The sequence below is a fragment of the Rhizobium vallis genome, from assembly GCF_003985155.1.
GTDB lineage: Bacteria > Pseudomonadota > Alphaproteobacteria > Rhizobiales > Rhizobiaceae > Rhizobium > Rhizobium vallis.
On sequence record NZ_ML133686.1, the window covers coordinates 1021170 to 1044850 of the forward strand.

Genomic DNA, 23681 nt, shown 5'->3' on the forward strand with positions numbered 1-23681 from the left:
GATCCTCTTCGGGTGCTCCGCATGGCCGGAAAAATCGGCAGCTGGCAGGATGGGTGGCGTGCGCCGTTTGCGGAGGGATGCCGTTCTTTTACGACCTGGAAGCCGGCCGGTAAAGCAGTTCTCGCGGCAGTCGTCGTTTTTAGGTGCCGTCATACGGCAGCCGAAGGCCCGGCGCCATTCCGCTCCGGGCCTCCATTCTGTCGGCAGGCAAACGGTAGCCCATCCTCACTGCTGGCATGCTTCGCTAAGTGAACCCGTCCCCGCGGTACAGCCCGGCACCTGCTGAAGATCCGGATTGAGTCCGTCGGGATTGATCGTGCTGCGGCCGCTATTGAGATCGACGCCGCCATTGCCGGTCGTGCTGCCGGTAGTGCCGAGATCGGTCCCGACGGAACCCGTGCCCGCTGACCCTGCACCGGCAGAGCCGGTACCAGCCGATCCCGCGCCCGAATTCCCCGAGCCGCCGATGACAGGCGCCACCGAAAGCCGCCCGCTGGAATTCGCCCCGCCGGTCGTCTGCGCCATGGCCGAGCCGGCAAGACCGATCGAAAGGAGGGATATCGCGATGAGTTTAAAGGACATGATTTTCTCCATCCTTGTTGTCTCAAGAGCGAACCTGCTCAGCGGCGGCATTGTTCCTGTCCTGGGCGCGGTTTTCACCGGCGTTTGATTGGAGGGCCGCTCCAAGACCTAATGCGTGAGAAGCCCTCTGGCTTCGTAGACGGAAGGCTCTCCGTCTTTGACTTCCACTAGAACCGCTTCGACTGCAGCGATGGATTGGTGGACAGCCGGCAGTTCGGCGGGCGATCCGGGCGTCGGTAGATGGCCGGCGTCGGCCATTGCGGAAGGAAAGCAAATCGTCCACTCGTCCAATGCAGAGATCATCCACCGAAAATTTCGATGGCTAAGGGGCTAAAGCTAGAATTCAAGATTGCGATTGATGCGGAGCCATTGCCTTCGATATCTTCTCTCGCTCGCGCCTAGCCATCTCTCGCGCTGCAATGATGGCTGCCCTCAAGGAGAGGACGCACAAGGCGAAGCGTTCCACAGGCTCCATGGCAGCCGGCGATTTCGGGATGCCTTTGAACAGGGTCGATCGACCCCGAGCCATAGTAAAAACCTTCGTAATGATGTCTTTGTCCTCCTGGTGGAAGGATTTGTAGAAATTGTCTGCATCATTTTTCGAAAATGTCTTGATAAGCTGATGCGCAAAGCGATTTCGGATCTTGCCAAGTGCGTTCAGAGGCGGCAACAGCCGCGGGTGAACCCCAAGAGCTACGGCGAGCGATGCGGTTTGATTGTAAGTCATGTCCATCGATTTCAGTGCGCTTGGAGTATGAACACACTCTTCGATCAGCAGGGTCAGTTCGCGCTCGATCACAACTGTCGATCGAATTACGACATTTAACGGATCACCGCTGGTGACAATGTCGTTAAACTCTTGTGCAAGCTCCTCTTCCGTCATGCAGTTAAACCGAACGGAGCTGTCACAAAGCGCAGAAAGGCATTGCCCGTATCTGTCGTCCTTGCCGCGAGGAGTGAACCGCCGGAAACCATGGTATTAAGTCCTCCGTCAATGAAGCCTTCGCGTGTGAGGTCCGAAACTATCACCGTCATAACAGCGTCCGGCACCGCTTCCTTGGTTATCTCTCCTCTGATCACGGAAATCTGCGCACCCATGTATATATTGGATGCAGCTCGAACGCAGGCTTCATAGGCTCCAGGGTTGTGGAGAACAGACAGCACTCGAATATGAGCTTCTGAGAAGGCGTTGATGCAACTCATGAAGCGGCCTCTGACAGCCTCGTCCAAAGTGAAGCCCAGCGCCGTGTTCGATATCGCGTTCTTCAGAGCTTCTCTTTTGAACTCGCGATGTGTCTTCATAGCAAGGTCGGTAGCTTCGTAAACGCAGCTTATAAACTCTTCGTTTTGAGATAGATTTGCAGGATCGAAATCGTCAAATCTCTCCTGCATTTGAACAATAACCGCGCCGACGAGGCGAAACCACTCTTCCCGTCTTTTCGCAAGCGGCTCGCCTACGAAGTGCCCGACAATCTGCTGCAGGGCATACCCCGCACCGGGAAGAGCGACGTCGGCCGCTCCTAATGCGGTCTGTGCGACATGGTATCCAATCCCGCGCGCATCTTCCTCCGGAAATTCTGGCAATTTACCTTCAATCACGATTGACCTCCGGCAGCGTTCGTTTAGTGCCATCGATTGTCATGCTGGGCTCTTCTTTGGCGTGCGCCGAACAAGTGAGCATTACAGTCGTCCTCAACGATCAATCATAGGACGTCACGATTCTCAATCTAACAGGAAGCGGGTCTTGGTGGCACGGGTCCCGCTACTCACAGGAAACTACATGTCTAAGCGTCGCTGTTAGGTGGACAAAAGATGGACCAAAAACCACGTGTTTCACACGTCAGTGTGTTCTATATTATTTTCGAAGAAAAATGGTGCCGCTTGCAGGACTCGAACCTGCGACCCCATCATTACGAATGATGTGCTCTACCACCTGAGCTAAAGCGGCGTTTCACGGCCGAAACATCCGGCCCGCGATTTGCATGGCGCTGATACAGGCATTGTTTGAAGATTTCAAGCGCCCTGTCATGCCTTTGGCAAAAAAGAGAGAGGAGCGGGCAGGGGCTCAGAGCGCTAGCCGGGCACGCGCCGCCTTGTATTCGGCCTCCAGCCGGTCGACGAGTTTTGCCACCGGCTCGACCGCCTTGATGGCGCTGATGCCCTGGCCGCTGCCCCATATGTCCTTCCAGGCCTTGGCGCCGCCAGTCGCCTGCTCGAAATCCATCTTCGAGGGGTCGGCGGCAGGCAGGTTGTCGGGGTCCATGCCGGCGGCAACGATCGAGGGCTTGAGGTAGTTGCCGTGTATGCCGGTGAAATAGTTGGAATAGACGATATCGCCGGCGGCACCTTCGACGATCGCCTGCTTGTAGGCGTCGGCGGCGCGCGCCTCTTGCGTGGCGATGAAGGGCGAGCCGATATAGGCCATGTCGGCGCCCATCGCCTGGGCGGACAGGATGGCGCCGCCGGTGGAAATCGCGCCGGCAAGCAGCAGCGGCCCTTCGAACCATTCGCGGATTTCCTGGATGAGCGCAAAGGGCGAAAGCGTGCCGGCATGGCCGCCGGCGCCGGCGGCGACCGCAATCAGCCCGTCGGCCCCCTTGCGGATCGCCGAATGGGCGTGGCGATTGTTGATAATGTCGTGCAGCACGATGCCGCCATAGGAATGCACGGCGGCATTGACCTCGGGCACTGCGCCAAGCGAGGAGATGACGATCGGTACCTTATATTTGACGCAGAGCGAGAGGTCGTGCTCCAGTCGCTTGTTCGACATGTGGACGATCTGGTTGACAGCAAAGGGTGCTGCCGGCCGCTCCGGATGGGCGGCGTCGTGGCGGGCAAGCTCTTCGGTCACCTCAGCCAGCCATTCGTCGAGCTGGCTTTCCGGCCGGGCGTTCAGGGCCGGAAAGGCGCCGATGACGCCCGCCTTGCATTGTGCCAGCGTCAGCGCGGGATGCGAAATGATGAAGAGTGGCGAGCCGATGACCGGCAGTCTCAGTTTATCCCTAAGGATTGCGGGCAGGGCCATGGTTCACCATTCCGATTGACGTTTACGAAAACGTCAATCTCATAACAGAGATGAAATGGCGATTAAAGAGAGGCTGCCACGCCTTCGTCGATTTCACGACGAATATAAGTCTTTCGAAAAGAGTCATAAAATGAGATCCGCAAGCCGTGAAGCCGCCCATTATCCCCCGTCGATCAATTGCGGTCCGGCCCGTGAGGCTTGCGGTTTGCCGCGCTTGCCGCTACCGAATTTTGATGGAGAACGGCGAGGATTGCGGTCCGATGCCGGATTCAAGGTGAAGGACTTGACGTGAGCGGATTAGAAACGGCCATCAGAACAGCGCTCGAGAACTCCGAACGCGACAATCCGGAGGTTCGAGCGAGGATCTATCAGTCCGCCCGCCAGGCGCTGGAAGCCGGCCTGCGCAAGCAGGATATTACCGATGCCGAGGTCGTCGCCCATCACCGCCATCGCCTGGAAGGCACCATCCACGCCATCGAGGGCGAGGAGCGAGACCGACTTCACCCTCGTCAAAGGCCGCCTGAAGTGCCCGTGCCGCCGGTCGTCGAAATGCCGCCGCCACTTGTTCATCAGGCTGAGGCGGAGGATATCGACAGCCCGGTGATCTCGGGCGAGACCCGCGCGCCTGAGGTAGTCATGCGCCGCGGCGACGATTCGAGTCTAGACCACGTGCATGCCGGCAATACCGATCATCTGGCTGCCGCCCCCGTCGGCGAGGAGCGCCTTCAGCGCGGCCAGCGCGCCACCGACATGGATTTTCGCCCGGAGCGCGCTGCCGGCCGGCGCAAGCCGCGCAAGTTCTTTTCAAGGCTTCTCGTCTGGTGCGTACTGCTTGCCTTCATCGGCATCGGCGCCTGGTGGGCGCATACGTCCGGCCTGCTCCTGACGGCCGCCGAGCGCGATACCAGTGTCGCCAACCCGCCCGCAAGCACACAGCCAGAGGATTTCACCGGCAATGACAATGGTGCCAAGAACGATGGCGCCGCAAATACCGGTTCTCACGCCGACGAACCGGTGACCATCGATCCGCAGAACAGTTTTTCGGCAGACTGGATTCCGGTGTTCAAGCCCGAAGAGGCCGACAAGATCCAGAACGGTCCGCGGGCGCGCACCGAAAAGATCACCGAGAACGATGGCCCCGCCGTCCGCCTGATTTCCGAGAGCGGTGCGGCCGACGGCAATATCTCGATCACCGTGCCGGCTTCGGTGCTGCAGCAGCTCGCTGGAAAATCCTCGACGATCGCGCTGACGCTGCAGTCGACCACCGACGAGCCAACGCAGGTCACCGTCGAATGCAATTTCCAGACGCTCGGCAATTGCGCCCGCCATCGCTTCAACGTCACCCGGGAAAAATCGGATGCGCTGCTGCAGGTGAAATTCGACCGGTCGCTGGCGCCGAATTCGCCGGGCACGCTGACGATCAACAGCGATCTCGACGGCAAGGCGCGCGGCATCAACCTCTTCGCGGTCCGCATCCTGCCGGGGCAGTGATGCGGCTTTCCGCCAGGCGCCCGCCTACTTCAAAGTCTTATTTCAGAAAGCCGGGCCCCGAGCCGATGATCTGCTCGTCGACCGTGCCGAGCACTTTTTTGTCCTTGCCGTCGTAATCCATCCTGTTCAGCATATGGCGGATCAGTTCCAGGCGCGCGCGCCGCTTGTCGTTGGCGCGGATCACCGTCCAGGGCGCGAAATCCGTGTGGGTTTCCTTCAGCATCCGGTCGCGCTTGGCGCTGTAGTCGCCCCATTTCGTCAGCGCCGCGATATCCATCGAGGACAGTTTCCAGACTTTCAGCGGATCGTGCCTGCGGTCGTGGAAACGCTTGAGCTGCATCTCGCGGCCGATATCGAGATAGAATTTGAAGAAGAAGATGCCCTCGTGGGCAATGATCTTTTCGAGCTGCGGCGCCTGTTTGAGAAAGTCTTCATATTGCTGCGGCGTGCAGAAGCCCATAACCGGCTCGACGCCGGCGCGGTTGTACCAGGAGCGGTCGAACAGCACGAATTCGCCTGCTGTCGGAAACTGCGCGATGTAACGCTGGAAATACCATTGTCCCTGCTCGCGTTCGGTGGGCTTGGTCAGCGCCACGACGCGCGCAAGGCGCGGGTTCATGTTCGCTGAAGAGGCCGAGATCGCGCCGCCCTTGCCGGCCGCATCGCGTCCCTCGAACAACGCCATCACTCGCTTGCCGGTCGCCTGCAGCCAGAACTGCACCTTGACGAGTTCCACCTGCAGCTTTTCCAGCTGCTCCAGGTACTCCTCTTCCCCAAGCCTCTTCTTGTGGGGAAAATCGCCGGATTCCAGCGCTTTTTCCTCCACCCAGTCCGGCAGGACGGGATCGTCGACATCGAAGATCCGTTTCTTTCCCCGGATATCCAGCTCCACAGCCCTGTTTTCGACGTCCTCGTCCATATGGTCCTCCTGCGCCCGGCCGTTTCTTCTGCTGCAGGCGAACATATTTACCGTTGAAAATCAAATCTTTCGCTTTTGGCTCGGAGTTTTTTGCGGTTTTCCGCTGCGGCCTTTCGCATCGGAGACGCTACCCGAAAACTTCTGTCATGAATTGCCGCTATCAGGCAGAGTTCAATATGAAGACAAACGAATCGACGCTGCGAGGACACTTGCAAGACGAAACATCGTGGATAACGAGCCTGCTGGCGCGCATCCGGCGCGAACGGCCGGTGCTGCTTGCGGCGATCCTCAGCGCCCTCGTTGCCCTTGCCGCCGGCATGAACAAATGGGCCGTGCTCATCCTGCTCCTCGCCATGGTCCTGACCGCGCTTTTCAACGAGGCGCCCGTCATCAAGGCCGAAGCCGACGAGCCGGTGGAGATCGAGCCGGTGGCACCGCCGAGCCGCCTGGCCGAGGTGTCCGCCACGCTCGCCGGGCTCGATATCCCCGTTATGGTCCTGTCCGACGACGCCTCGGTGCTTTTCCAGAACCGCGCCGCCGAAAAAGCCTTCGGCGAGGTGACGCTCGGTGCCCACATATCGGCCCGCCTGCGCTCGCCCGGCGTGCTCGACATGGTACGCGAAACCATCGCCACCAATGCGCCGAACCAGATCGAGCATGCCGAGCGGCTGCCCTCCGAACGCGTCTATATCGTGCGCAGCGCGCCCGTCGAATTCGAGGCCGAGGAGGGGATGCGCGAGCGGTATTTCATCGTTTCCTTCCGCGATGTATCCGAGGTTCGCCGCATCGACCGCATGCGGTCCGATTTCGTCGCCAATGCCAGCCATGAGCTGCGCACGCCGCTCGCCTCGCTGCGCGGTTTCATCGAGACCATCCAGGGACCGGCGAAGAACGATCCGAAGGCGCAGGCGCAATTTCTCAACATCATGCTCGATCAGACGACGCGCATGAGCAGGCTGGTCGACGACCTTTTGTCGCTCTCCCGCCTGGAAATAAAATCGCACATCGCCCCTGACGAGAAGATCGATCTGGTGCCGCTCCTCGGCCACGTCAGGGACTCGCTGGTGCCGCTGGCAAGGGACGTCGGCGTCGACATCAACCTCCATCTGCCCGAGGGCAAGGTGGAGGTGCTTGGAGACCGCGACGAGCTTGTCCAGGTCTTCGAGAACCTCATGGAAAATGCCTGCAAATACGGCCAGGAGGGCGAAACTGTCGATGTCTGGCTAAAGAACGGCGCCGGCCACCCGGTGGAAGTCAGCATCGTCGACAAGGGGCCCGGCATACCGGCCGAGCACGTGCCGCGCCTGACGGAACGTTTCTATCGCGTCAGCATCGAGGATAGCCGATCGAAGAAGGGCACCGGTCTCGGCCTTGCCATCGTCAAGCACATCCTCACCCGTCACCGTGCACGGCTGATCGTCAAGTCCGAAGTCGGCAAGGGCACGGACTTTACGGTCCGCTTCTGACGCAATATGTCGCAACACTTTTACGTTGCATAATTTATACATTTCAAATCAAAGACTTAGGCTGTCACAAATGTTTCACCGATTTGACATAAAAGGACGAGGCTTAAAGCGCTAAGAGAGTCCCGCCGATGAAAAAAGGCACTGCGAGGGCCTCTCTAAAGGCCGCACTCACACAAGCCCAAATGCCGGGAGATTTCTAATGAACACCTTCAAGCTCACCGTTGCCGCGCTGGCTGCAACCGCCGCTTTCGCTGGCGCTGCCGTCGCCCGCGACCAGATTCAGGTTGCTGGTTCGTCCACCGTCCTGCCTTACGCAAAGATCGTTGCCGAATCCTTCGGCGAAACCTTCACCAACTTCAAGACGCCGGTCGTTGAATCCGGCGGCACGGGCGCTGGTCTGAAGGAATTCTGCAAGGGCGTTGGTGAAGACACCATCGACGTTGCGAACGCTTCGCGCCCGATCAACAAGAACGAAGCCGAAGCCTGCAAGGCTGCCGGCGTGACGGACATTCAGGAAGTCAAGATCGGTTATGACGGCATCGTCTTCGCAACCGACTCGTCCAACCCTGACGTTGCCTACGTTCCGGCCGACATCTACAAGGCCCTCGCAGCCCAGGTCGTCGTCGACGGCAAGCTCGTCGCCAACCCTTACAAGAAGTGGTCGGAAGTCAACCCGAAGCTCCCGGCTGTTGATATCGCTGCCTACATCCCGGGCGAAAAGCACGGCACGCGCGAAGTCTTCGAACAGAACGTTCTCGCCGCCGGCTGCAAGGCCGCTGGCGCTGTGGACGTCATCGCCAAGGAAATCTCCGACAAGGCTGCCCAGGGCAAGGCTTGCGTCGCAGTCCGCAAGGACGGCGCTGCAGTCGACATCGACGGCGACTATCCGGAAACCCTCGCACGCATCGCTGCCAACAAGACCGGCGTCGGCGTATTCGGCCTTTCCTTCTATGAAAACAACGCCGACAAGCTCAAGGTTGCCAGCGTAAACGGCATCGTTCCGTCGACCGAAACGATCGCCAACGGCACCTACCCGGTTTCCCGCCCGCTGTTCTTCTACGTTAAGAAGGCACATCTCGGCGCTGTTCCGGGCCTGAAGGAATACGTCAACTTCTTCGTATCCGACCAGATGATCGGCCCCGACGGCCCGCTCGCTGAGTACGGCCTCGTTGCCGCTCCGGATGCCGAGCGCGAAGCGATCCGCAAGGACGTCGAAGCTGGCAAGTCCATGTAATGACTTTGCCGGCGCGGCGCCTTCAGGCCCGCGCCGGCATTGCCTTATGACCCTGCCGCCGGCATTTCCGCAGCAGGGTTGAATTCATTCCGCATGATTGGAAGCCGAAGGCAGGCTGGTGAAGCCGCCGGGCTTTGGGGGCTGTGGGCCTGGGGACGTAACGAATGAGCACATCCATCATACTTTTGTGCCTTGTGGTGATCGGTGCCGCCGCCTATCTGGTTGCGCGCGGCCGTGCCACGGCGCTTGCCGGAGGCAGATCCTCCGCATTGCATTCACGGCCGGCCTATTACGGCGCCTATGCGGCAATCTGGGCGGTTCTTCCGGCCCTCGTCGTCCTCTGCGTCTGGCTCTCGGTCAGCCCCGGCATCATCCAGTCCTCCGTTCGCGGCGCTTTCCCTGACGACGTCAAGGCGCAAGCTGCCGTCGAGCAGGATCTGAGCTATTCGATGGTGGCCACGGTCGCTCGCGGCCTGACGATGCTGACTTCAGATGAAACGGCCGCGGTGGCGACAGACCCCGCTGCCCTGCAGGCCAAGCTCAGTGAAAAGGGCGTACCGCTCGCCGGTCAGCCGCAGCCTTACATGCTCGACGCCGCCAAGAAGCTCAACGCTATGAGCATGACGAGCCGTCTCGCCATGACGGTGATCGTCTTCGCTCTCGCCGTCGCCGGCGCCTTCTACGCGCTGCGGGCCATCGCTCCGCGCTTCCGCGCCCGCAACCGCGTCGAGCGCGTCATGCTGTGGGGCCTGCTGCTCGCCTCCTCGATCGCCATCCTGACGACGATCGGCATCGTGCTTTCGATGCTGTCGGAAGCCGCCCGCTTCTTTGCAGCTGTCCCCGCCGCCGACTTTTTCTTCGGCACCGTCTGGGATCCGCGCTTTGCCGGCGCCGGCAGCTCGTCCTTCGGTCAGTTCGGCCTCATCCCGCTGCTGCTCGGCACGCTCTATATCGGCCTGGTCGCCATGCTGGTCGCCGTGCCGGTCGGCCTGTTCGCCGCCATCTACATGGCCGAATACGCCTCGCCGAAGCTGCGCGGCGTCGCCAAGCCGCTGCTCGAAGTGCTCGCCGGCATTCCGACGATCGTCTACGGCTTCTTCGCCCTCGTCACCGTTGGCCCGTTCCTGCGCGATTTCTCCGCTCAGATCAGCGGCCTTCTGTCCGGTAGCTATACCAATTTCATCCAGGCGCAGAGCGTTCTGACGGCCGGCATCGTCATGGGCATCATGCTGATCCCCTACGTGTCTTCCCTGTCGGACGATATCATCACCGCCGTGCCGCGGGCGCTGCGTGACGGTTCGCTCGGTCTTGGCGCCACGCGCTCGGAAACCATCAAGAAGGTGGTGCTGCCGGCCGCACTCCCCGGCATCGTCGGCGCGCTGCTGATGACCGCCTCGCGCGCCATCGGCGAAACCATGATCGTCGTGCTGGCCGCCGGTGTTGCTGCCCGCATCCAGATCAATCCCTTCGAGCCGATGACGACGGTGACCGTCAAGATCGTCAACCAGCTGACCGGCGACCTTGAATTCACCTCGCCGCAGACGCTGGTCGCCTTCGCACTTGGCATCACGCTGTTCTGCATCACGCTTTGCCTCAACATCTATGCGCTCTACATCGTGCGCAAATACCGGGAGCAGTACGAATGACGGATATTGTTTCTCCCACAGCTGGCGTCACCGTCTCCAAGGCGCCTGCACGCCGTGATATCGGCATCAAGCGCCGCTACGCCGCCGAGCGCCGGTTCCAGGCCTACGGCATCGCTGCCATCGCCTTTGGCCTCGTCTTCCTCTTCATCCTGCTGTGGACGGTGATCGGCAAAGGCTATACCGCCTTCCAGCAGACCGCGGTCACCCTGCCGATCGAATTCACCGAGAAGACGATCGACCCGAACAACAAGCGTGCGACCGATCCCTCGGTTCTGGTCGCCGCCAACTACCCGGTTCTCCTGCGCGACGCGATCGTCAAACAGCTTGGTATCAATGCCTCGAGCCGCCCCGATGTGCGAGATGCAACCGCCATGCTCTCCAAGGGTGCGCCGGTCCAGCTGCGTGACATGGTCGTTGCCGATCCCTCCATCATCGGCAAGACGGTCAATGTGACGGTGCTTGCCGACGCCAATATCGACAGCGCCAACAAGGGCCAGATCGATCTTTCGGTCGATGAGAAGAACCGCAAGGTCAACGACAAGCAGGTTGCCTGGATGAACGAGCTGAAGGCGAGCGGCGCTCTCCACAAGCAGTTCAACACCGGCCTCTTCGTCAACGGGAATTCCAGCCGTCCGGAGGCCGCAGGCCTAGGCGTCGCCCTCATCGGCTCGCTCTACCTGATGCTGATCGTGCTGGCGCTTTCTCTGCCGATCGGTGTTGCCGCCTCGATCTATCTCGAGGAGTTTGCGCCGAAGAACAAGCTGACGGACCTGATCGAGGTCAACATCAACAACCTCGCCGCCGTCCCTTCCATCGTCTATGGTCTGCTCGGCCTTTCCGTCTTCATCAACTTCGTCGGCATGCCGCGTTCGGCGTCGCTGGTCGGTGGCCTGGTGCTGACGCTGATGACCCTGCCGACGATCATCATCGCGACGCGCGCGGCTCTGCGCGCCGTGCCGCCGTCCATCCGCGCCGCAGCGCTTGGCCTCGGCGCCTCGAAAATGCAGATGGTATTCCACCATGTCCTGCCGCTTGCCATGCCCGGCATCTTGACGGGCACGATCATCGGCCTTGCGCACGCGCTCGGCGAAACCGCGCCGCTGCTGCTCATCGGCATGGTCGCCTTCGTCGCCAACGCGCCGACGACACCGCTCGATCCCTCGACGGCTCTGCCCGTGCAGGTCTATATGTGGGCCAACGAGGCCGAACGTGCCTTCGTGGAGCGTACTTCGGGTGCCATCATCGTCCTGCTCCTGTTCCTGATCGTCATGAACATGGGCGCCATCCTCTTGCGTCGTCGCTTCGAGCGCCGCTGGTAAACGGAGTTAAACATCATGAACATGTTGACGGAAGCTGCAGTTGAAAAGGCGCTGGATCAGAAGATGAGCAACGTCCCGTATAAGATGATCGGCCAGGATGTCTCGGTTTACTACGGCGAGAAGCGCGCGCTTTTCGATGTGAACCTGAACATCCGCGAAAACACCGTAACCGCGCTGATCGGCCCGTCCGGCTGCGGCAAGTCGACCTTCCTGCGGTCGCTCAACCGCATGAACGACACGATCGACGGCTGCCGCGTCACGGGCAAGATCACGCTCGACAGCGACGATATCTATGATCCCGATATCGACGTCGTCGAACTTCGCGCCCGCGTCGGCATGGTCTTCCAGAAGCCGAACCCGTTCCCGAAGACGATCTATGAAAACGTCTCTTACGGCCCGCGCATCCATGGCCTTGCCAAGTCCAAGGCCGATCTCGATCAGATCGTCGAGACCAGCCTGCAGCGCGCCGGCCTCTGGAACGAGGTCAAGGACCGCGTGCACGAATCCGGCACCGGCCTGTCGGGCGGTCAGCAGCAGCGCCTCTGCATTGCCCGCGCCGTCGCCGTCAGCCCGGAAGTCATCCTGATGGACGAGCCGTGCTCGGCGCTCGACCCGATCGCCACCGCCAAGGTCGAGGAACTGATCCACGAACTGCGCGAGAACTACACGATCGTCATCGTCACGCATTCCATGCAGCAGGCCGCGCGCGTCTCGCAGCGCACCGCCATGTTCCACCTCGGCAACCTCGTCGAGGAGAACGACACCGACAAGATGTTCACCAATCCGGACGATCCGCGCACCCAGGACTACATCATGGGTCGCTTCGGCTGATTTTGGTGACACCAAGCCTTCCCGTTATTCGAGGATAAAGCCCCATGGCATCGACACATATTTTTTCTGCCTATGATGATGATCTGAAGTTCCTGTCCAGGCGGATTTCCGAAATGGGCGGCCTGGCTGAGCAGATGGTCAGCGAATCCGTACGGGCGCTGGTCAACGGCGATACGGCGTTGGCGCAGAAGGTCATCTCCGACGACGTGATCCTCGATCACGCCGAACGCGAAATCGGCGACAAGGCGATCGTCACGATCGCCCGCCGTCAGCCGATGGCCTCGGACCTGCGCGAAATCATGGGTTCGATCCGCATCGCCGCCGATCTCGAACGCGTCGGCGATCTCGGCAAGAACACTGCCAAACGCGTCATCGCGGTCCAGAGCACCGGCGTTCCCCGCAAGCTCGCCCGCGGTCTCGAGCATCTGTCCGAGCTGGCGCTCGTCCAGCTCAAGGAAGTGCTCGACGTCTACACGACGCGCGCCGTCGACAAGGCGAATGCGATCCGCGAACGCGACAACGAGATCGACGCGATGTACACGTCGCTGTTCCGCGAACTCCTGACCTACATGATGGAAGATCCGCGCAACATCACCAGCTGTACGCATCTTCTCTTCTGCGCCAAGAACATCGAGCGCATCGGCGACCACGCGACCAACATCGCGGAGACCATCTACTACATGGCGACCGGCGCACAGCCGGAAGGCGATCGTCCGAAGGACGACAGCGCCAACACCGTCGGCGCGGTCACGGAATAACGGTTCCGGACCGGCCGCCCCGGCCAGAAGATTGCGTGCGCGCCCGTCCGGGCGCGCAAAGAGGTCGCAGCCAATTCTGAATTTGCGCAGGATGCATTGCTTAAATCACCCCCGGTTTAAGGATCATGCGCGAGGAGACCGACACGCATGATCCCGAGAGTTGCAGTTGTTGAAGACGAGGAAGCCCTCAGCGTGCTTCTTCGCTACAATCTCGAAGCGGAAGGCTTCGAGGTCGATACCATCCTTCGTGGCGACGAAGCCGAAATCAGGCTTCAGGAGCGCACGCCCGATCTGCTCATCCTGGACTGGATGCTGCCCGGCGTCTCCGGCATCGAGCTCTGCCGGCGCCTGCGCATGCGGCCGGAAACCGAGCGCCTGCCGATCATCATGCTGACGGCGCGCGGCGAAGAGAGCGAGCGCGTCCGTGGGCTTTCGACGGGCGCCGACGATTACGTCGTCAAGCCCTTCTCGACGCCCGAACTCGTTGCCCGCGTCAAGGCGATGCTGCGCCGCGCCCGTCCGGAAGTGCTGTCGACGGTGCTGAAGTGCGGCGATATCGAGCTCGACCGCGAAACCCACCGCGTCCATCGCAAGACCCGCGAAGTCCGCCTCGGCCCCACCGAATTCCGCCTGCTGGAATTCCTGATGTCGTCGCCGGGCAGGGTCTTCTCCCGCTCGCAGCTTCTGGACGGCGTCTGGGGCCACGACATCTATGTCGACGAACGCACCGTCGACGTCCATGTCGGCCGTCTGCGCAAGGCGCTGAACTTTTCCAACATGCAGGACGTCATCCGCACCGTCCGCGGCGCCGGTTACTCGATGGAAGCCTGAGGGCTGCTCGAAAAATATGCAGCAGCTTTGCGCTCGGCTCAGTTTGGTTCATTGAGTTGGTGCCTGCAGAGCTAGCGGTCCTTGCTGCGTAGGTTCCCCACACTCCTTCATCCTCGGGCTCGACCCGAGGATCCATGCGGAGAGCACCGCGGGTAAGGCGGCGGGGGTATCAGTGCAGCCGGATCTCACCACAGCGTGAGATAGAGATCTTTCCAATCGGGATTCATGGCCTCGACAAGATCGATCTTCCATTGCCGGTACCAGCGTTTCAACGATTTCTCGCGCTGGATCGCGCTGCCGATATCCCAATGTTCCTCGTACCAGACGAGGCGGGTGCAGCCGTATTTCCAGGCAAATCCCGGCGTCAGCCCCTCGCGATGCTCATAGATGCGACGCTCCAGATCGGATGTCACGCCGATATAGAGCGTGCCATTTTTCTGGTTGGTCACGATGTAAACATATCCGGCCATGAAGGCAGAGTGCTTGGTCGTGGATGCTCGGGTCAAGCCCGAGCATGACGGAGGTTGAGGGGCGCGATCGGCAGGAGGCGCGGCCACACTCGTATTTTGTCACCTATCGCGGTACTGCCACAGATAGCCAGCAAAATTGTGCGGCGGTTTTGCCGGGAAAAGCACGACCTGGCTTTTCCGCGATACGCGTAGGGGAAACTAAAGCGAAAAGCCTGAGCGCTTCCATTCCACTCGCATAAAAAAACGGGCCACTCGGCCCGTTTTTCACGTTTACGATGCTTTGCCCGTTCAGCTGACGCGGGCCGCCGCCCTGCGGCGTTCGTTGACCGGCTGGTAGGCAAGCTTCTGGTGATAGCCGCAATAAGGCGAATTGTCTGGGGATTCGCAGCCGCAGAAGTGGAAGTCGTCCTTCAGCGGATCGCCGACCGGCCACTTGCAGGTGCGTTCGGTCAGTTCCGTCAGGCCGAGGCGGCGCGAAATCGGCACCACCACGTTGCCCTTCGGCACATATTCCATTTCCTCGATCGTTTCGATCTCGATCTCTTCCTTCAGCATCGTTGCGCCCTGCTGGCGGGTAACGGTGCGGGTGGCGATGCGCGAGGCATAGTTCGGTGCGCGCGGCGCCGATGTCGTGCGTTTGGGCGTTCGCGCCGTGGCGGCAGTGCCGCCGGCCTTGGCGCGGCCCGGAAGGCTCAGTCGATGCACCTTGCCGATGACAGCATTTCTGCTCACTCCGCCAAGCTGCGCCGCGATCTGGCTGGCGCTCAGTCCTTCGGACCAAAGCTTCTTGAGTTTCTCGACCCGCTCGTCTGTCCAGTTCATGCCCTGTCTCCACCTTTTGCGTTGGTGATGGCAGAATCCCTCACCGTTGTCCCGGAAGCCTCCGAAACAAGAAACGCCTGATCAATTTTGGTGACTAGTTCCGCCGCATGCAGTCTAGTAATTGAACTTTAACCTAGTGTGAGCCTGACTCCGTGACAAGAGTCGCATGAATCCGGATGAATCGAATTCCGAGTTTTCCCCAACTTGCTGCCCCTGCGTGTCATTTCTGCAATAATGCCTGTTGAAGGCTGAAAATGCCGCTGTACAAGCTTGCTGCATACGCTAAGGGCGCAGTTTTGTTGACATTGCAGCGCGAAAAGGAAATAGTACCGATCGCCGCCGCAAGGCGGCATTTTTGATTTTTCGGGCCTGGTTTTCTTAGCCGGAGTCAGTCGCCCCATAACTTTAGATCGGGAGATCGCGCCATGGCTGAAGCCGCGCCGCTTTATGACACCTATTCTCGTGCCCCGCTGCGGTTCGAGCGAGGCGAGGGCGTGTGGCTGATCACTGAAAGCGGCGAGCGATATCTCGATTTCGGCGCGGGCGTTGCCGTTACTTCAGTCGGCCACAGCAATCCGCATGTTGTGGGCGCGCTGAAGGAGCAGGCCGACAAGGTCTGGCACCTCTCGAACATCTATGAAATCCCGGGTCAGGAGCGCCTGGCAAAACGCCTGACGGACGCCACCTTCGCCGACAAGGTGTTCTTCACCAATTCGGGTGCGGAAGCGCTCGAATGCGCGATCAAGACGGCGCGCCGCTACCAGTTTTCCAAGGGCCATCCCGAGCGGTTCCATATCATCACTTTCGAGGGCGCTTTCCACGGCCGGACGCTCGCTACGATCGCCGCAGGCGGCCAGGAGAAATATCTCGAAGGCTTCGGCCCCAAGGCGCCGGGCTTCGATCAGGTGCCTTTCGGCGACATCGAAGCGGTCCGCGCCGCGATCACCGATGCGACGGCCGCAATCCTCATCGAGCCGGTGCAGGGCGAGGGCGGTGTCCGTCCTGCCACCAACGAGTTCATGAAGGCGCTTCGCCAGATCTGCGACGAGAACGGCCTGCTGCTGATCCTCGACGAAGTCCAGAGCGGCGTCGGCCGCACCGGCAAGCTCTTCGCCCACGAATGGTCGGGCATCACTCCCGATATCATGGCTGTCGCCAAGGGCATCGGCGGCGGTTTCCCGCTCGGCGCCTGCCTTGCCACGGCTGAAGCCGCCTCCGGCATGAAGGCCGGCACCCATGGTTCGACCTACGGCGGCAATCCGCTCGCCATGGCCGTCGGCGGCGCCGTGCTCGACATCATCCTTGCCGATGGTTTTCTCCAGCATGTGCGCGACGTCGCGCTGGTTTTCCGCCAGGGTCTCGCCTCGCTGAAGGATCGATATCCCGATGTGATCGAGGATATCAGAGGCGAGGGGCTGTTGCTCGGCATCAAGGCTGCCATTCCCTCGGCCGAACTGCTGCAGGCAATCCGCGCCGCCCATCTGCTCGGCGTACCCGCCGGCGATAACGTCATCCGCCTTCTGCCGCCCCTCGTCGTCACCGCCGAGGAAGCGCGCGAGGGCCTCGTCCGTATCGAGCGCGCCGCCGAGAGCATTCGCGCCTCCAAGGTCAAGAAGACGGCTTGAACGGATTGCCGCCCTCGGGCGCACGCATAGGTAAGAACACGATGACTCCTAAACATTTCCTCGACCTTTCGGCGGTCACATCAGCCGATCTCAGAACGATCATGAACGATGCGCTCGCCCGCAAGCAGGCCTTCAAGGCCGGCAAGGACGACAAGCCGCTCGCCGGCAAGATGCTGGCGATGATCTTCGAAAAGCCGTCGACGCGCACCCGCGTCTCCTTCGACGTCGGCATGCGCCAGCTCGGCGGCGAAACGCTGTTCCTCTCCGGCACCGAGATGCAGCTCGGCCGCGCCGAGACCATCGGCGACACCGCCAAGGTGCTGTCGCGCTACGTCGATGCGATCATGATCCGCACGACGGAGCATTCCAGGCTGCTGGAGCTGGCCGAGCATGCGACCGTACCTGTCATCAATGCGCTGACGGACGATACTCATCCCTGCCAGATCATGGCCGATATCATGACCTTCGAAGAGCATCGCGGCCCGATCAAGGGCAAGACCATCGCCTGGACGGGTGACGGCAACAATGTGCTGCATTCGCTGGTCGAAGGTGCTGCCCGTTTCGGCTATCGCATGAACATGGCCGTGCCCCTTGGTTCCGAGCCCAAGGATCACTATCTGAACTGGGCCCGCGATGAGGGCGCCGAAATCATGCTCTGCCATGATGCCGACCGTGCGGTCGCCGGCGTCGATTGCGTGGTGACCGATACCTGGGTCTCCATGAATCAGGAACATCGGGCCCGGGGTCATAATGTTTTCCAGCCTTACCAGGTCAATGCGGCCTTGATGGCGAAAGCAGGCAATGATGCATTGTTCATGCATTGCCTGCCGGCTCATCGCGGTGAGGAAGTGACGGACGACGTGATCGACGGTCCGCAATCCGTGGTCTTCGATGAGGCGGAAAACCGCCTTCACGCGCAGAAGTCGATTCTTGCTTGGTGCCTGGGCGCGATCTGAACCATAATCGGACGCCGCGAGTCAAAGACCCGCGGCCGCGCGAGCGAAAGGGCACGCTAGCCCATCGCTCTGAAAACTAGGAGTGAAAGCCATGGCAGAAGCTGCAGCCGCCCTCGGCCAGTTCGATTTCGCCGGCGATGACCATGTCGTCCCTTTTCAGGTGGAGGGTCTGGATGTGCGCGGCCGCGCCGTCCAGCTCGGCCCCATGCTCGATGCGATCCTCGAGCGCCATCACTATCCGGCACCTGTCGCCCGCCTGCTCGCCGAAGTCGTCGTGCTGACGGTGCTGCTCGGCACCTCGTTGAAGTTCGAAGGCAAGTTTACGGTACAGACCAAGGGCGATGGCCCGGTCGACCTTCTCGTCGCCGATTTCTCGACGCCGGAAAATGTCCGCGCCTATGCGCGTTTCGATCAGGCGCTGCTCGCCAAGGCGGTTGCGGCAGGTGAGACCGAGCCGGAGCAATTGCTCGGCAAGGGCGTGCTCGCCTTCACCATCGATCAGGGCAAGTTCAGCCAGCCCTACCAGGGCATCGTCGCGCTCGACGGCACCTCGCTCGAGGAAATCGCCGGCGTCTATTTCCGTCAGTCGGAGCAGATCCCGACGCGCGTGCGTCTTGCGGCTGCCGAGCTGTTCGATCGCGACGAGGCCGGCAAGCCGCGCCATCGCTGGCGGGCGGGCGGCCTCGTCGCCCAGTTCCTGCCGGAGGCGCCGGAGCGCATGCGCCAGCCGGATCTTCACGGCGGCGACGGCGACACCGGCAGCCGCCCGCATGGCGAGGACGATGCCTGGGTCGAAGCCCGGTCGCTGGTTGAGACCATCGACGCCGATGAACTCACCGATCCGCTTGTTGGCACCGAAAGGCTACTGTTCCGGCTCTTCCATGAGCGCGGCGTCCGCGTCTACGAACCGCGGGCGGTCTTCGATCGCTGCAGCTGTTCGCGGGAAAAGATCGGCAGCGTGCTGAAGGGTTTCAGCGCCGAGGAGATCGAAGCCAGCCAGGAAAATGGCGAGATCGCAGTCACCTGCGAATTCTGCTCGACCACCTACCGCTTCGAGCCGACCGAACTTCAGCCGGCGGAACAAAAAGCCTAGTTAAGCACGCGCAGCAGCCCCGGTGAATCCAGCGAGAAGGCGGGTATGTCGACATCGAACAGCTCGCCTTCGTCCGTTTCCATCTGGTAATGGCCGAACATCAGGCCGGAGGGCGTATCGAGCGGGCAGCCGGAGGAATATTCGTAGGTGTCGCCGGGGCTGAGCCGCGGCTGTTCGCCGACGACGCCCGGGCCGGTCACCTCGTCCACCTGGCCGTTCTGGTCGGTGATGTTCCAGTAGCGGTTGACCAGGCGAACGGCTATGCCGGAATTGTTGCTGATGACAATCCGGTAACCCCAGACATAGCGGTCGTCTTCCGGATCGGATTGCTCCTCCAGATAGAACGGTTCGACTACAACTTCGATCTCTCTTGTGAGGGCGCGATACATGCCTTGCACCTTAGTCAAGATATGTTACCCGTATCTTATAAGAGGCCCTGTCCGTCAAGGAACGGAGCGTTGATCAATGATGAAACAATCATGATCGAAGGGTTTTTGATCGTTAAGCCTAATTCTCAGTGTTAATTTTACTGCGGAACGCCGGCGTCAGCGGACTTGTTCCGCATCCCACGGATAAACCCCCGTGAATTCCACCCGTGAGGCTAGCGAGCCGGACCCCGGTTGGGGCCGGCCGCCATTGTCTTGGATATAGAGCATGATGTCGTCCGAAAACCGTTCACACTTTTCGGCATCATGCTCCGGATCAGGCCGAGACCTTGGAAAGCGCCCGCGCGAAATCCTCGATCAGGTCGTCCGTATCCTCGATGCCGGCCGAAAGCCGCACCGTGCCCGGCGAGATGCCGAGCTCGGCACGCGCCTCATCCGTCAGGTTCTTGTGCGTCGTCGTTGCCGGATGGGTGATCAGGCTCTTGCTGTCGCCGAGATTGTTGGAGATCTTGACGATATCAAGCGCATTCTGCAGCGCGAACGCCGCTTCTTTGCCGCCCTTCAGCTCGAAGGCGACGAGGGTCGAGCCGCCGGTCATCTGCTTGGCGATGATATCGGCCTGCGGATGGTCCTTGCGGCCGGGATAGATCACCTTGGCGACCTTGCCCTGCTCGGCGAGGAAATCGGCGATCTTCGCCGCATTCTGAGTCTGCTGCTTCACGCGCAGCGGCAGCGTTTCGATGCCTTTCAACAGCGTCCAGGCGTTGAACGGTGACATGGCCGGGCCGGTATGGCGGAAGTAATCGTGCAGGTTCTCGTCGATCCATTCCTTGTCGGAAAGCACGACACCGCCGAGGCAGCGACCCTGGCCGTCAATATGCTTAGTCGCGGAATAGACGACGATATGGGCGCCGAGTTCCAACGGCTTCTGGAAGAGCGGGGTGGCGAAGACGTTGTCGACGACGACCTTGGCGCCGACCTGGTTGGCAAGCTTGGCGACACCAGCGATATCGATCACTTCGAGCGTCGGGTTGGTCGGGCTTTCCAGGAAGAACACCTTGGTCTTCGGCGTGATCGCCTTTTCCCAGTTGGCGAGATCCCGGCCGTCGATCAGCGTGAAGTCGATGCCGTATTTCGGCGCAAGTGTTTCCACAACCCAGCGGCAGGAGCCGAAGAGCGCGCGGGCAGCGACGATATGATCGCCTGATTTCAGCTGGCAGAGGATGGCGGCGGTGACGGCGGCCATGCCGGAAGCCGTGGCGCGGGCGTCTTCGGCGCCTTCCAGCGCGCACATGCGCTTTTCGAACATGTCGTTGGTGGGGCTGCCGTAGCGGGCATAGATAAAGCCGTCCGTTTCACCCTTGAAGCGGGCTTCGGCCGCCTCGGACGTATCATAGACGAACCCTTGCGTGAGATAGATTGCCTCGGAGGTCTCGCCATATTGCGAACGCAACGTTCCGCCGTGGACGAGTTGGGTTGCCGGGCGCCAGGTCTTGCTCATGCCATCACCTTCACATAACAAAAAAACCGGTCGCAAAAGCAGACCGGTTTCAACCCGGTCTTTTTAGCCACTTATTTAACGTGGCTGCAAGCCGACCGGCCAAATCACCACGGGATAATTCTGCAATACTGCTGTTAGCTGCTTGCGTCAATTCCCCGAGTTTGGTTTTGTCGGCGGCAAATGATGGATGAGGCATGATGGCTCGCGAAACGGGAATTCTGGCGGACCGCGCGATATCGGCGCTGTTCGAAACGGGGCGTCTGATCTCCGAACGGGAGCTGGACCGCGACCAGATCCAGCCCGCAAGTCTCGACCTGCGCCTGGGCGCCAAGGCTTTTCGCGTGCGCGCCAGCTTCATGCCCGGCCCCTCGCACCTGGTGTCCGACAAGCTTGACCGGCTGAGCCTGCATGTCATCGACCTCACGGAAGGCGCGGTGCTCGAAACCGGCTGCGTTTACATCGTGCCGCTGATGGAGAGCTTAGCGCTGCCGGCTGACATGTCGGCTTCGGCCAACCCGAAGAGCTCGACCGGCAGGCTCGATATCTTCACCCGCGTCATTACCGATTACGCCCAGGAATTCGACAAGATCCCGGCAGGCTATTCCGGCCCGCTCTATCTCGAAATCAGCCCGCGCACCTTCCCGATCGTCGTGCGCCGCGGCTCGCGCCTGTCGCAGATCCGTTTCCGCGTCGGCCAGGCGCTGCTCGGCGAGCCGGAGCTTCTAAAGCTGCACGAAACCGAGACGCTGGTCGCCAGCAAGCAGCCGAACGTATCGGGTGGTGGCATCGCGCTGTCGATCGATCTCGCCGGAGACAAGGACGGCCTCATCGGCTATCGCGGCAAGCATCACACCGCCGTGGTCGATGTCGACAAGAAAGCCCAGCACGATATCTATGATTTCTGGGAACCGCTCTATAGCCGCGGCCGCAACGAACTGATCCTCGATCCCGACGAGTTCTACATCCTCGTCTCGCGTGAGGCCGTGCACGTGCCGCCGGATTATGCCGCCGAGATGACCCCGTTCGATCCGCTGGTCGGCGAATTCCGCGTCCACTATGCCGGCTTCTTCGATCCGGGCTTCGGCCATGCGCCGGCCGGCGGGCGCGGCAGCCGGGCCGTGCTCGAAGTGCGTAGCCACGAAGTGCCTTTCATCCTCGAAGACGGCCAGATCGTCGGCCGCCTCGTCTACGAGCACATGCAGGAAAAACCGGCAAGCCTCTACGGCTCCGGCCTTGGCTCGAACTACCAGGCCCAGGGCCTCAAACTCTCGAAGCACTTCCGCATCTGAGCCCTTGCATCTGGCGCGACTTGACAGCGGCCCCCATCTGTTGGAAATCTCAGCGCATCGCGGGTGTAGCTCAATGGTAGAGCAGCAGCTTCCCAAGCTGAATACGAGGGTTCGATTCCCTTCACCCGCTCCAGCTGCTTCATGTCCATACCGGAGACATAGGTAACAGAGCGTACCTAACACATGGGTGACAACCTCGTGCCGAACGGGTTGTCGATGGTTTGCAAGGTCCTCTGCTCCAGGTCAATATATCCCAGATCATAGTGCATGAAGCTGACGAGCCAAATGCCGTCGTCGACTTCCGTGATTCCGAGTTTCTGGCCGGCCATCACGGTCGATATGTTGATCTTCTTGCGATAGATGCAGATGCGGCCGCAATGGGTCACCAGCGCCTCTCTATCATGGAAGGGGTAGTCGATCTCCGGCAGGCCCTGATAGGAGCGTGGTGAAGCGACGTAGAGATCTGCCGGCACCTTCATGTTGAGCGCCTCGTGCGGCCGCTCCTGATTGAATTCGCTGACGAACGCGTCGAAGCGGGCCTGCTGCTGGAGAATGTTTTTGCCAGACGGCTTGGTCGCCTCTTTCTTGAGCGTCAGGTGCATGCGCTCATGCCGGCCATTCTCTTGCGGATGGCCTGGCCTGATGCGCTCGAGCGCGATGCCGAGCCGCAACCACCAGACCGACAGCTTCGACAGATTGTAGAGACCGTTGGGGCTGGCGAACGGCAGGCCGTTGTCACTGCGGATTGCGAGCGGCAGGCCATGTTCGGCAAACAATCGGCGGAACGCCTCGAATACTCCCACCTCCTTTGTCGATTCGAAGGCTTCACAGGCAAGCAGGTAGCGTGACGCCTGGTCGGTGACCGTCAGCGGGTAACAGTATCGGCCATCGCCGAGCTTGAACTCGCCCTTGAAGTCCGCACACCACAGATCGTTCGGCAGCAATGCCTGTGATAAGGCTGTCCCTTCGGCTCTGTGGCGTTGTCGCTGGCGGGCATGAGCGACCAGCCCGTGCCGGTCGAGAACGGCATGCACCGTACTCTTCGACGGCACGCGCACATCGCCGGCCAGGCGCTTCACCAAAAGCTCCCTGATCTTCCTGGCACCCCAATGCGGCTTCTCCTTCTTGAGCCGCACGATCATTGCCTCCACCGGCTCGGGCAACTGGTTGGCGTAGCGCACCGGCCGTCGAGACCGGTCCGTCAGCGCCTCCAGGCCGTCGTCCTTGTAGCGGTTGAAGATCTTGTAGCCGGTCTTGCGCGAGATGCCGAACTCCCGGCACACATCGCTCATCCCTTCGCCCTCCAGCAGTCGGGCGACAAATCGTAGACGTTCCTCCATCACCGAAGTCTCTTTCCACGGCATCAACACCTCCCGCCAAAAAGCGAAAAGTGTTACCCATGTCTCCGGTACGAAACGTCACCTATCTCTCAGGTCG

The 23681-nt window shown here is 60.9% G+C and carries 22 protein-coding genes, 2 tRNA genes and 1 riboswitch; of the genes, 13 read left to right on the forward strand and 11 right to left on the reverse strand.

What is annotated here, in order from left to right; genetic code table 11:
- Nucleotides 1–225 precede the first annotated feature (225 nt).
- The 5 genes from EFQ99_RS05105 to EFQ99_RS05125 form a co-directional block, all read right to left on the reverse strand.
- Complete coding sequence (locus tag EFQ99_RS05105; protein WP_126919536.1) at nt 226–582, reverse strand: hypothetical protein; 357 nt, start codon at nt 580–582, stop codon at nt 226–228.
- Between the two features lie 343 nt (nt 583–925).
- Entirely contained in the window at nt 926–1465 is a 540-nt protein-coding gene (locus EFQ99_RS05110) for a hypothetical protein (RefSeq protein ID WP_126919537.1), read from the reverse strand.
- On the reverse strand, nt 1462–2181 hold the full coding sequence (locus EFQ99_RS05115; protein ID WP_126919538.1) for a hypothetical protein: 720 nt from the start codon (nt 2179–2181) through the stop codon (nt 1462–1464). The genes EFQ99_RS05110 and EFQ99_RS05115 overlap by 4 nt, the downstream gene beginning before the upstream one ends.
- Nucleotides 2182–2454: 273 nt before the next feature.
- Nucleotides 2455–2530 (reverse strand) — tRNA-Thr (locus EFQ99_RS05120).
- 117 nt (nt 2531–2647) lie between these two features.
- Nucleotides 2648–3607: an NAD(P)H-dependent flavin oxidoreductase gene (locus tag EFQ99_RS05125; protein ID WP_126919539.1), complete on the reverse strand. Its 960-nt coding sequence runs from the start codon at nt 3605–3607 to the stop codon at nt 2648–2650.
- Nucleotides 3608–3895: 288 nt separating this feature from the next.
- Here EFQ99_RS05125 and EFQ99_RS05130 point away from each other — a divergent pair, with 288 nt between their 5' ends.
- Nucleotides 3896–5098 carry a regulator gene (locus EFQ99_RS05130; protein ID WP_126919540.1) on the forward strand — a complete coding sequence of 401 codons (1203 nt, stop codon included), beginning with the start codon at nt 3896–3898 and terminating at the stop codon, nt 5096–5098.
- A gap of 37 nt (nt 5099–5135) precedes the next feature.
- Here EFQ99_RS05130 and ppk2 read toward each other — a convergent pair whose 3' ends face one another.
- Entirely contained in the window at nt 5136–6017 is an 882-nt protein-coding gene (ppk2, locus tag EFQ99_RS05135) for a polyphosphate kinase 2 (protein ID WP_126919541.1), read from the reverse strand.
- Nucleotides 6018–6259: 242 nt separating this feature from the next.
- On the opposite strand from ppk2, the gene phoR reads away from it, so the two are divergent.
- The 7 genes from phoR (at nt 6260) to phoB (ending at nt 14102) form a co-directional block, all read left to right on the forward strand.
- A complete protein-coding gene (gene phoR, locus EFQ99_RS05140; protein WP_126919604.1) occupies nt 6260–7483 on the forward strand; it encodes a phosphate regulon sensor histidine kinase PhoR in 1224 nt (407 codons plus the stop codon).
- 199 nt (nt 7484–7682) lie between these two features.
- Nucleotides 7683–8717 (forward strand): substrate-binding domain-containing protein, encoded by a 1035-nt coding sequence (locus EFQ99_RS05145; RefSeq protein WP_126919542.1) that lies wholly within the window; start codon nt 7683–7685, stop codon nt 8715–8717.
- A 164-nt stretch (nt 8718–8881) separates the two neighbouring features.
- Nucleotides 8882–10363: a phosphate ABC transporter permease subunit PstC gene (gene pstC / locus EFQ99_RS05150; protein WP_126919543.1), complete on the forward strand. Its 1482-nt coding sequence runs from the start codon at nt 8882–8884 to the stop codon at nt 10361–10363.
- Nucleotides 10360–11682 carry a phosphate ABC transporter permease PstA gene (pstA, locus tag EFQ99_RS05155; protein ID WP_126919544.1) on the forward strand — a complete coding sequence of 441 codons (1323 nt, stop codon included), beginning with the start codon at nt 10360–10362 and terminating at the stop codon, nt 11680–11682. Before pstC ends, pstA begins: the two co-directional genes overlap by 4 nt.
- 15 nt (nt 11683–11697) lie before the next feature.
- Complete coding sequence (gene pstB / locus EFQ99_RS05160; RefSeq protein ID WP_007821275.1) at nt 11698–12513, forward strand: phosphate ABC transporter ATP-binding protein PstB; 816 nt, start codon at nt 11698–11700, stop codon at nt 12511–12513.
- Between the two features lie 44 nt (nt 12514–12557).
- Entirely contained in the window at nt 12558–13271 is a 714-nt protein-coding gene (gene phoU / locus EFQ99_RS05165) for a phosphate signaling complex protein PhoU (protein ID WP_126919545.1), read from the forward strand.
- 147 nt (nt 13272–13418) lie between these two features.
- On the forward strand, nt 13419–14102 hold the full coding sequence (phoB, locus tag EFQ99_RS05170) for a phosphate regulon transcriptional regulator PhoB (RefSeq protein WP_126919546.1): 684 nt from the start codon (nt 13419–13421) through the stop codon (nt 14100–14102).
- A gap of 185 nt (nt 14103–14287) precedes the next feature.
- Here the strand turns inward: phoB and EFQ99_RS05175 are convergent, their stop codons facing one another.
- Nucleotides 14288–14572, reverse strand: coding sequence for a GIY-YIG nuclease family protein (locus EFQ99_RS05175; protein WP_126919547.1), 285 nt, complete (start codon nt 14570–14572; stop codon nt 14288–14290).
- 288 nt (nt 14573–14860) lie between these two features.
- Nucleotides 14861–15394: a GcrA family cell cycle regulator gene (locus tag EFQ99_RS05180; protein ID WP_126919548.1), complete on the reverse strand. Its 534-nt coding sequence runs from the start codon at nt 15392–15394 to the stop codon at nt 14861–14863.
- Between the two features lie 425 nt (nt 15395–15819).
- Between EFQ99_RS05180 and EFQ99_RS05185 the strand changes: the two genes are divergently transcribed.
- The 3 genes from EFQ99_RS05185 to EFQ99_RS05195 all read left to right on the forward strand — a co-directional run bounded on the left by EFQ99_RS05185 (nt 15820) and on the right by EFQ99_RS05195 (nt 19068).
- Nucleotides 15820–17019, forward strand: a complete 1200-nt coding sequence (locus EFQ99_RS05185; RefSeq protein WP_126919549.1) for an aspartate aminotransferase family protein — start codon at nt 15820–15822, stop codon at nt 17017–17019.
- 41 nt (nt 17020–17060) lie between these two features.
- Nucleotides 17061–17975, forward strand: coding sequence for an ornithine carbamoyltransferase (argF, locus tag EFQ99_RS05190; protein ID WP_126919550.1), 915 nt, complete (start codon nt 17061–17063; stop codon nt 17973–17975).
- Nucleotides 17976–18066: 91 nt separating this feature from the next.
- Nucleotides 18067–19068: an Hsp33 family molecular chaperone gene (locus tag EFQ99_RS05195; protein WP_126919551.1), complete on the forward strand. Its 1002-nt coding sequence runs from the start codon at nt 18067–18069 to the stop codon at nt 19066–19068.
- On the opposite strand, the gene apaG is transcribed toward EFQ99_RS05195, so the two are convergent.
- On the reverse strand, nt 19065–19457 hold the full coding sequence (apaG, locus tag EFQ99_RS05200; protein ID WP_008524271.1) for a Co2+/Mg2+ efflux protein ApaG: 393 nt from the start codon (nt 19455–19457) through the stop codon (nt 19065–19067). The genes EFQ99_RS05195 and apaG overlap by 4 nt on opposite strands.
- A gap of 313 nt (nt 19458–19770) precedes the next feature.
- Nucleotides 19771–20955 (reverse strand): O-succinylhomoserine sulfhydrylase, encoded by a 1185-nt coding sequence (locus tag EFQ99_RS05205; protein ID WP_126919552.1) that lies wholly within the window; start codon nt 20953–20955, stop codon nt 19771–19773.
- Nucleotides 20956–20997: 42 nt separating this feature from the next.
- A riboswitch (SAM riboswitch) is annotated at nt 20998–21076 on the reverse strand.
- Nucleotides 21077–21149: 73 nt separating this feature from the next.
- On the opposite strand from EFQ99_RS05205, the gene EFQ99_RS05210 reads away from it, so the two are divergent.
- Together EFQ99_RS05210 and EFQ99_RS05215 are read left to right on the forward strand one after the other, a co-directional pair.
- Nucleotides 21150–22244, forward strand: coding sequence for a 2'-deoxycytidine 5'-triphosphate deaminase (locus tag EFQ99_RS05210; RefSeq protein ID WP_164736331.1), 1095 nt, complete (start codon nt 21150–21152; stop codon nt 22242–22244).
- Nucleotides 22245–22303: 59 nt separating this feature from the next.
- A tRNA-Gly gene (locus tag EFQ99_RS05215) sits at nt 22304–22377 on the forward strand.
- Between the two features lie 43 nt (nt 22378–22420).
- Here EFQ99_RS05215 and EFQ99_RS05220 read toward each other — a convergent pair.
- A complete protein-coding gene (locus EFQ99_RS05220) occupies nt 22421–23608 on the reverse strand; it encodes an IS481 family transposase (protein WP_126919553.1) in 1188 nt (395 codons plus the stop codon).
- Between the last annotated feature and the right edge of the window lie 73 nt (nt 23609–23681).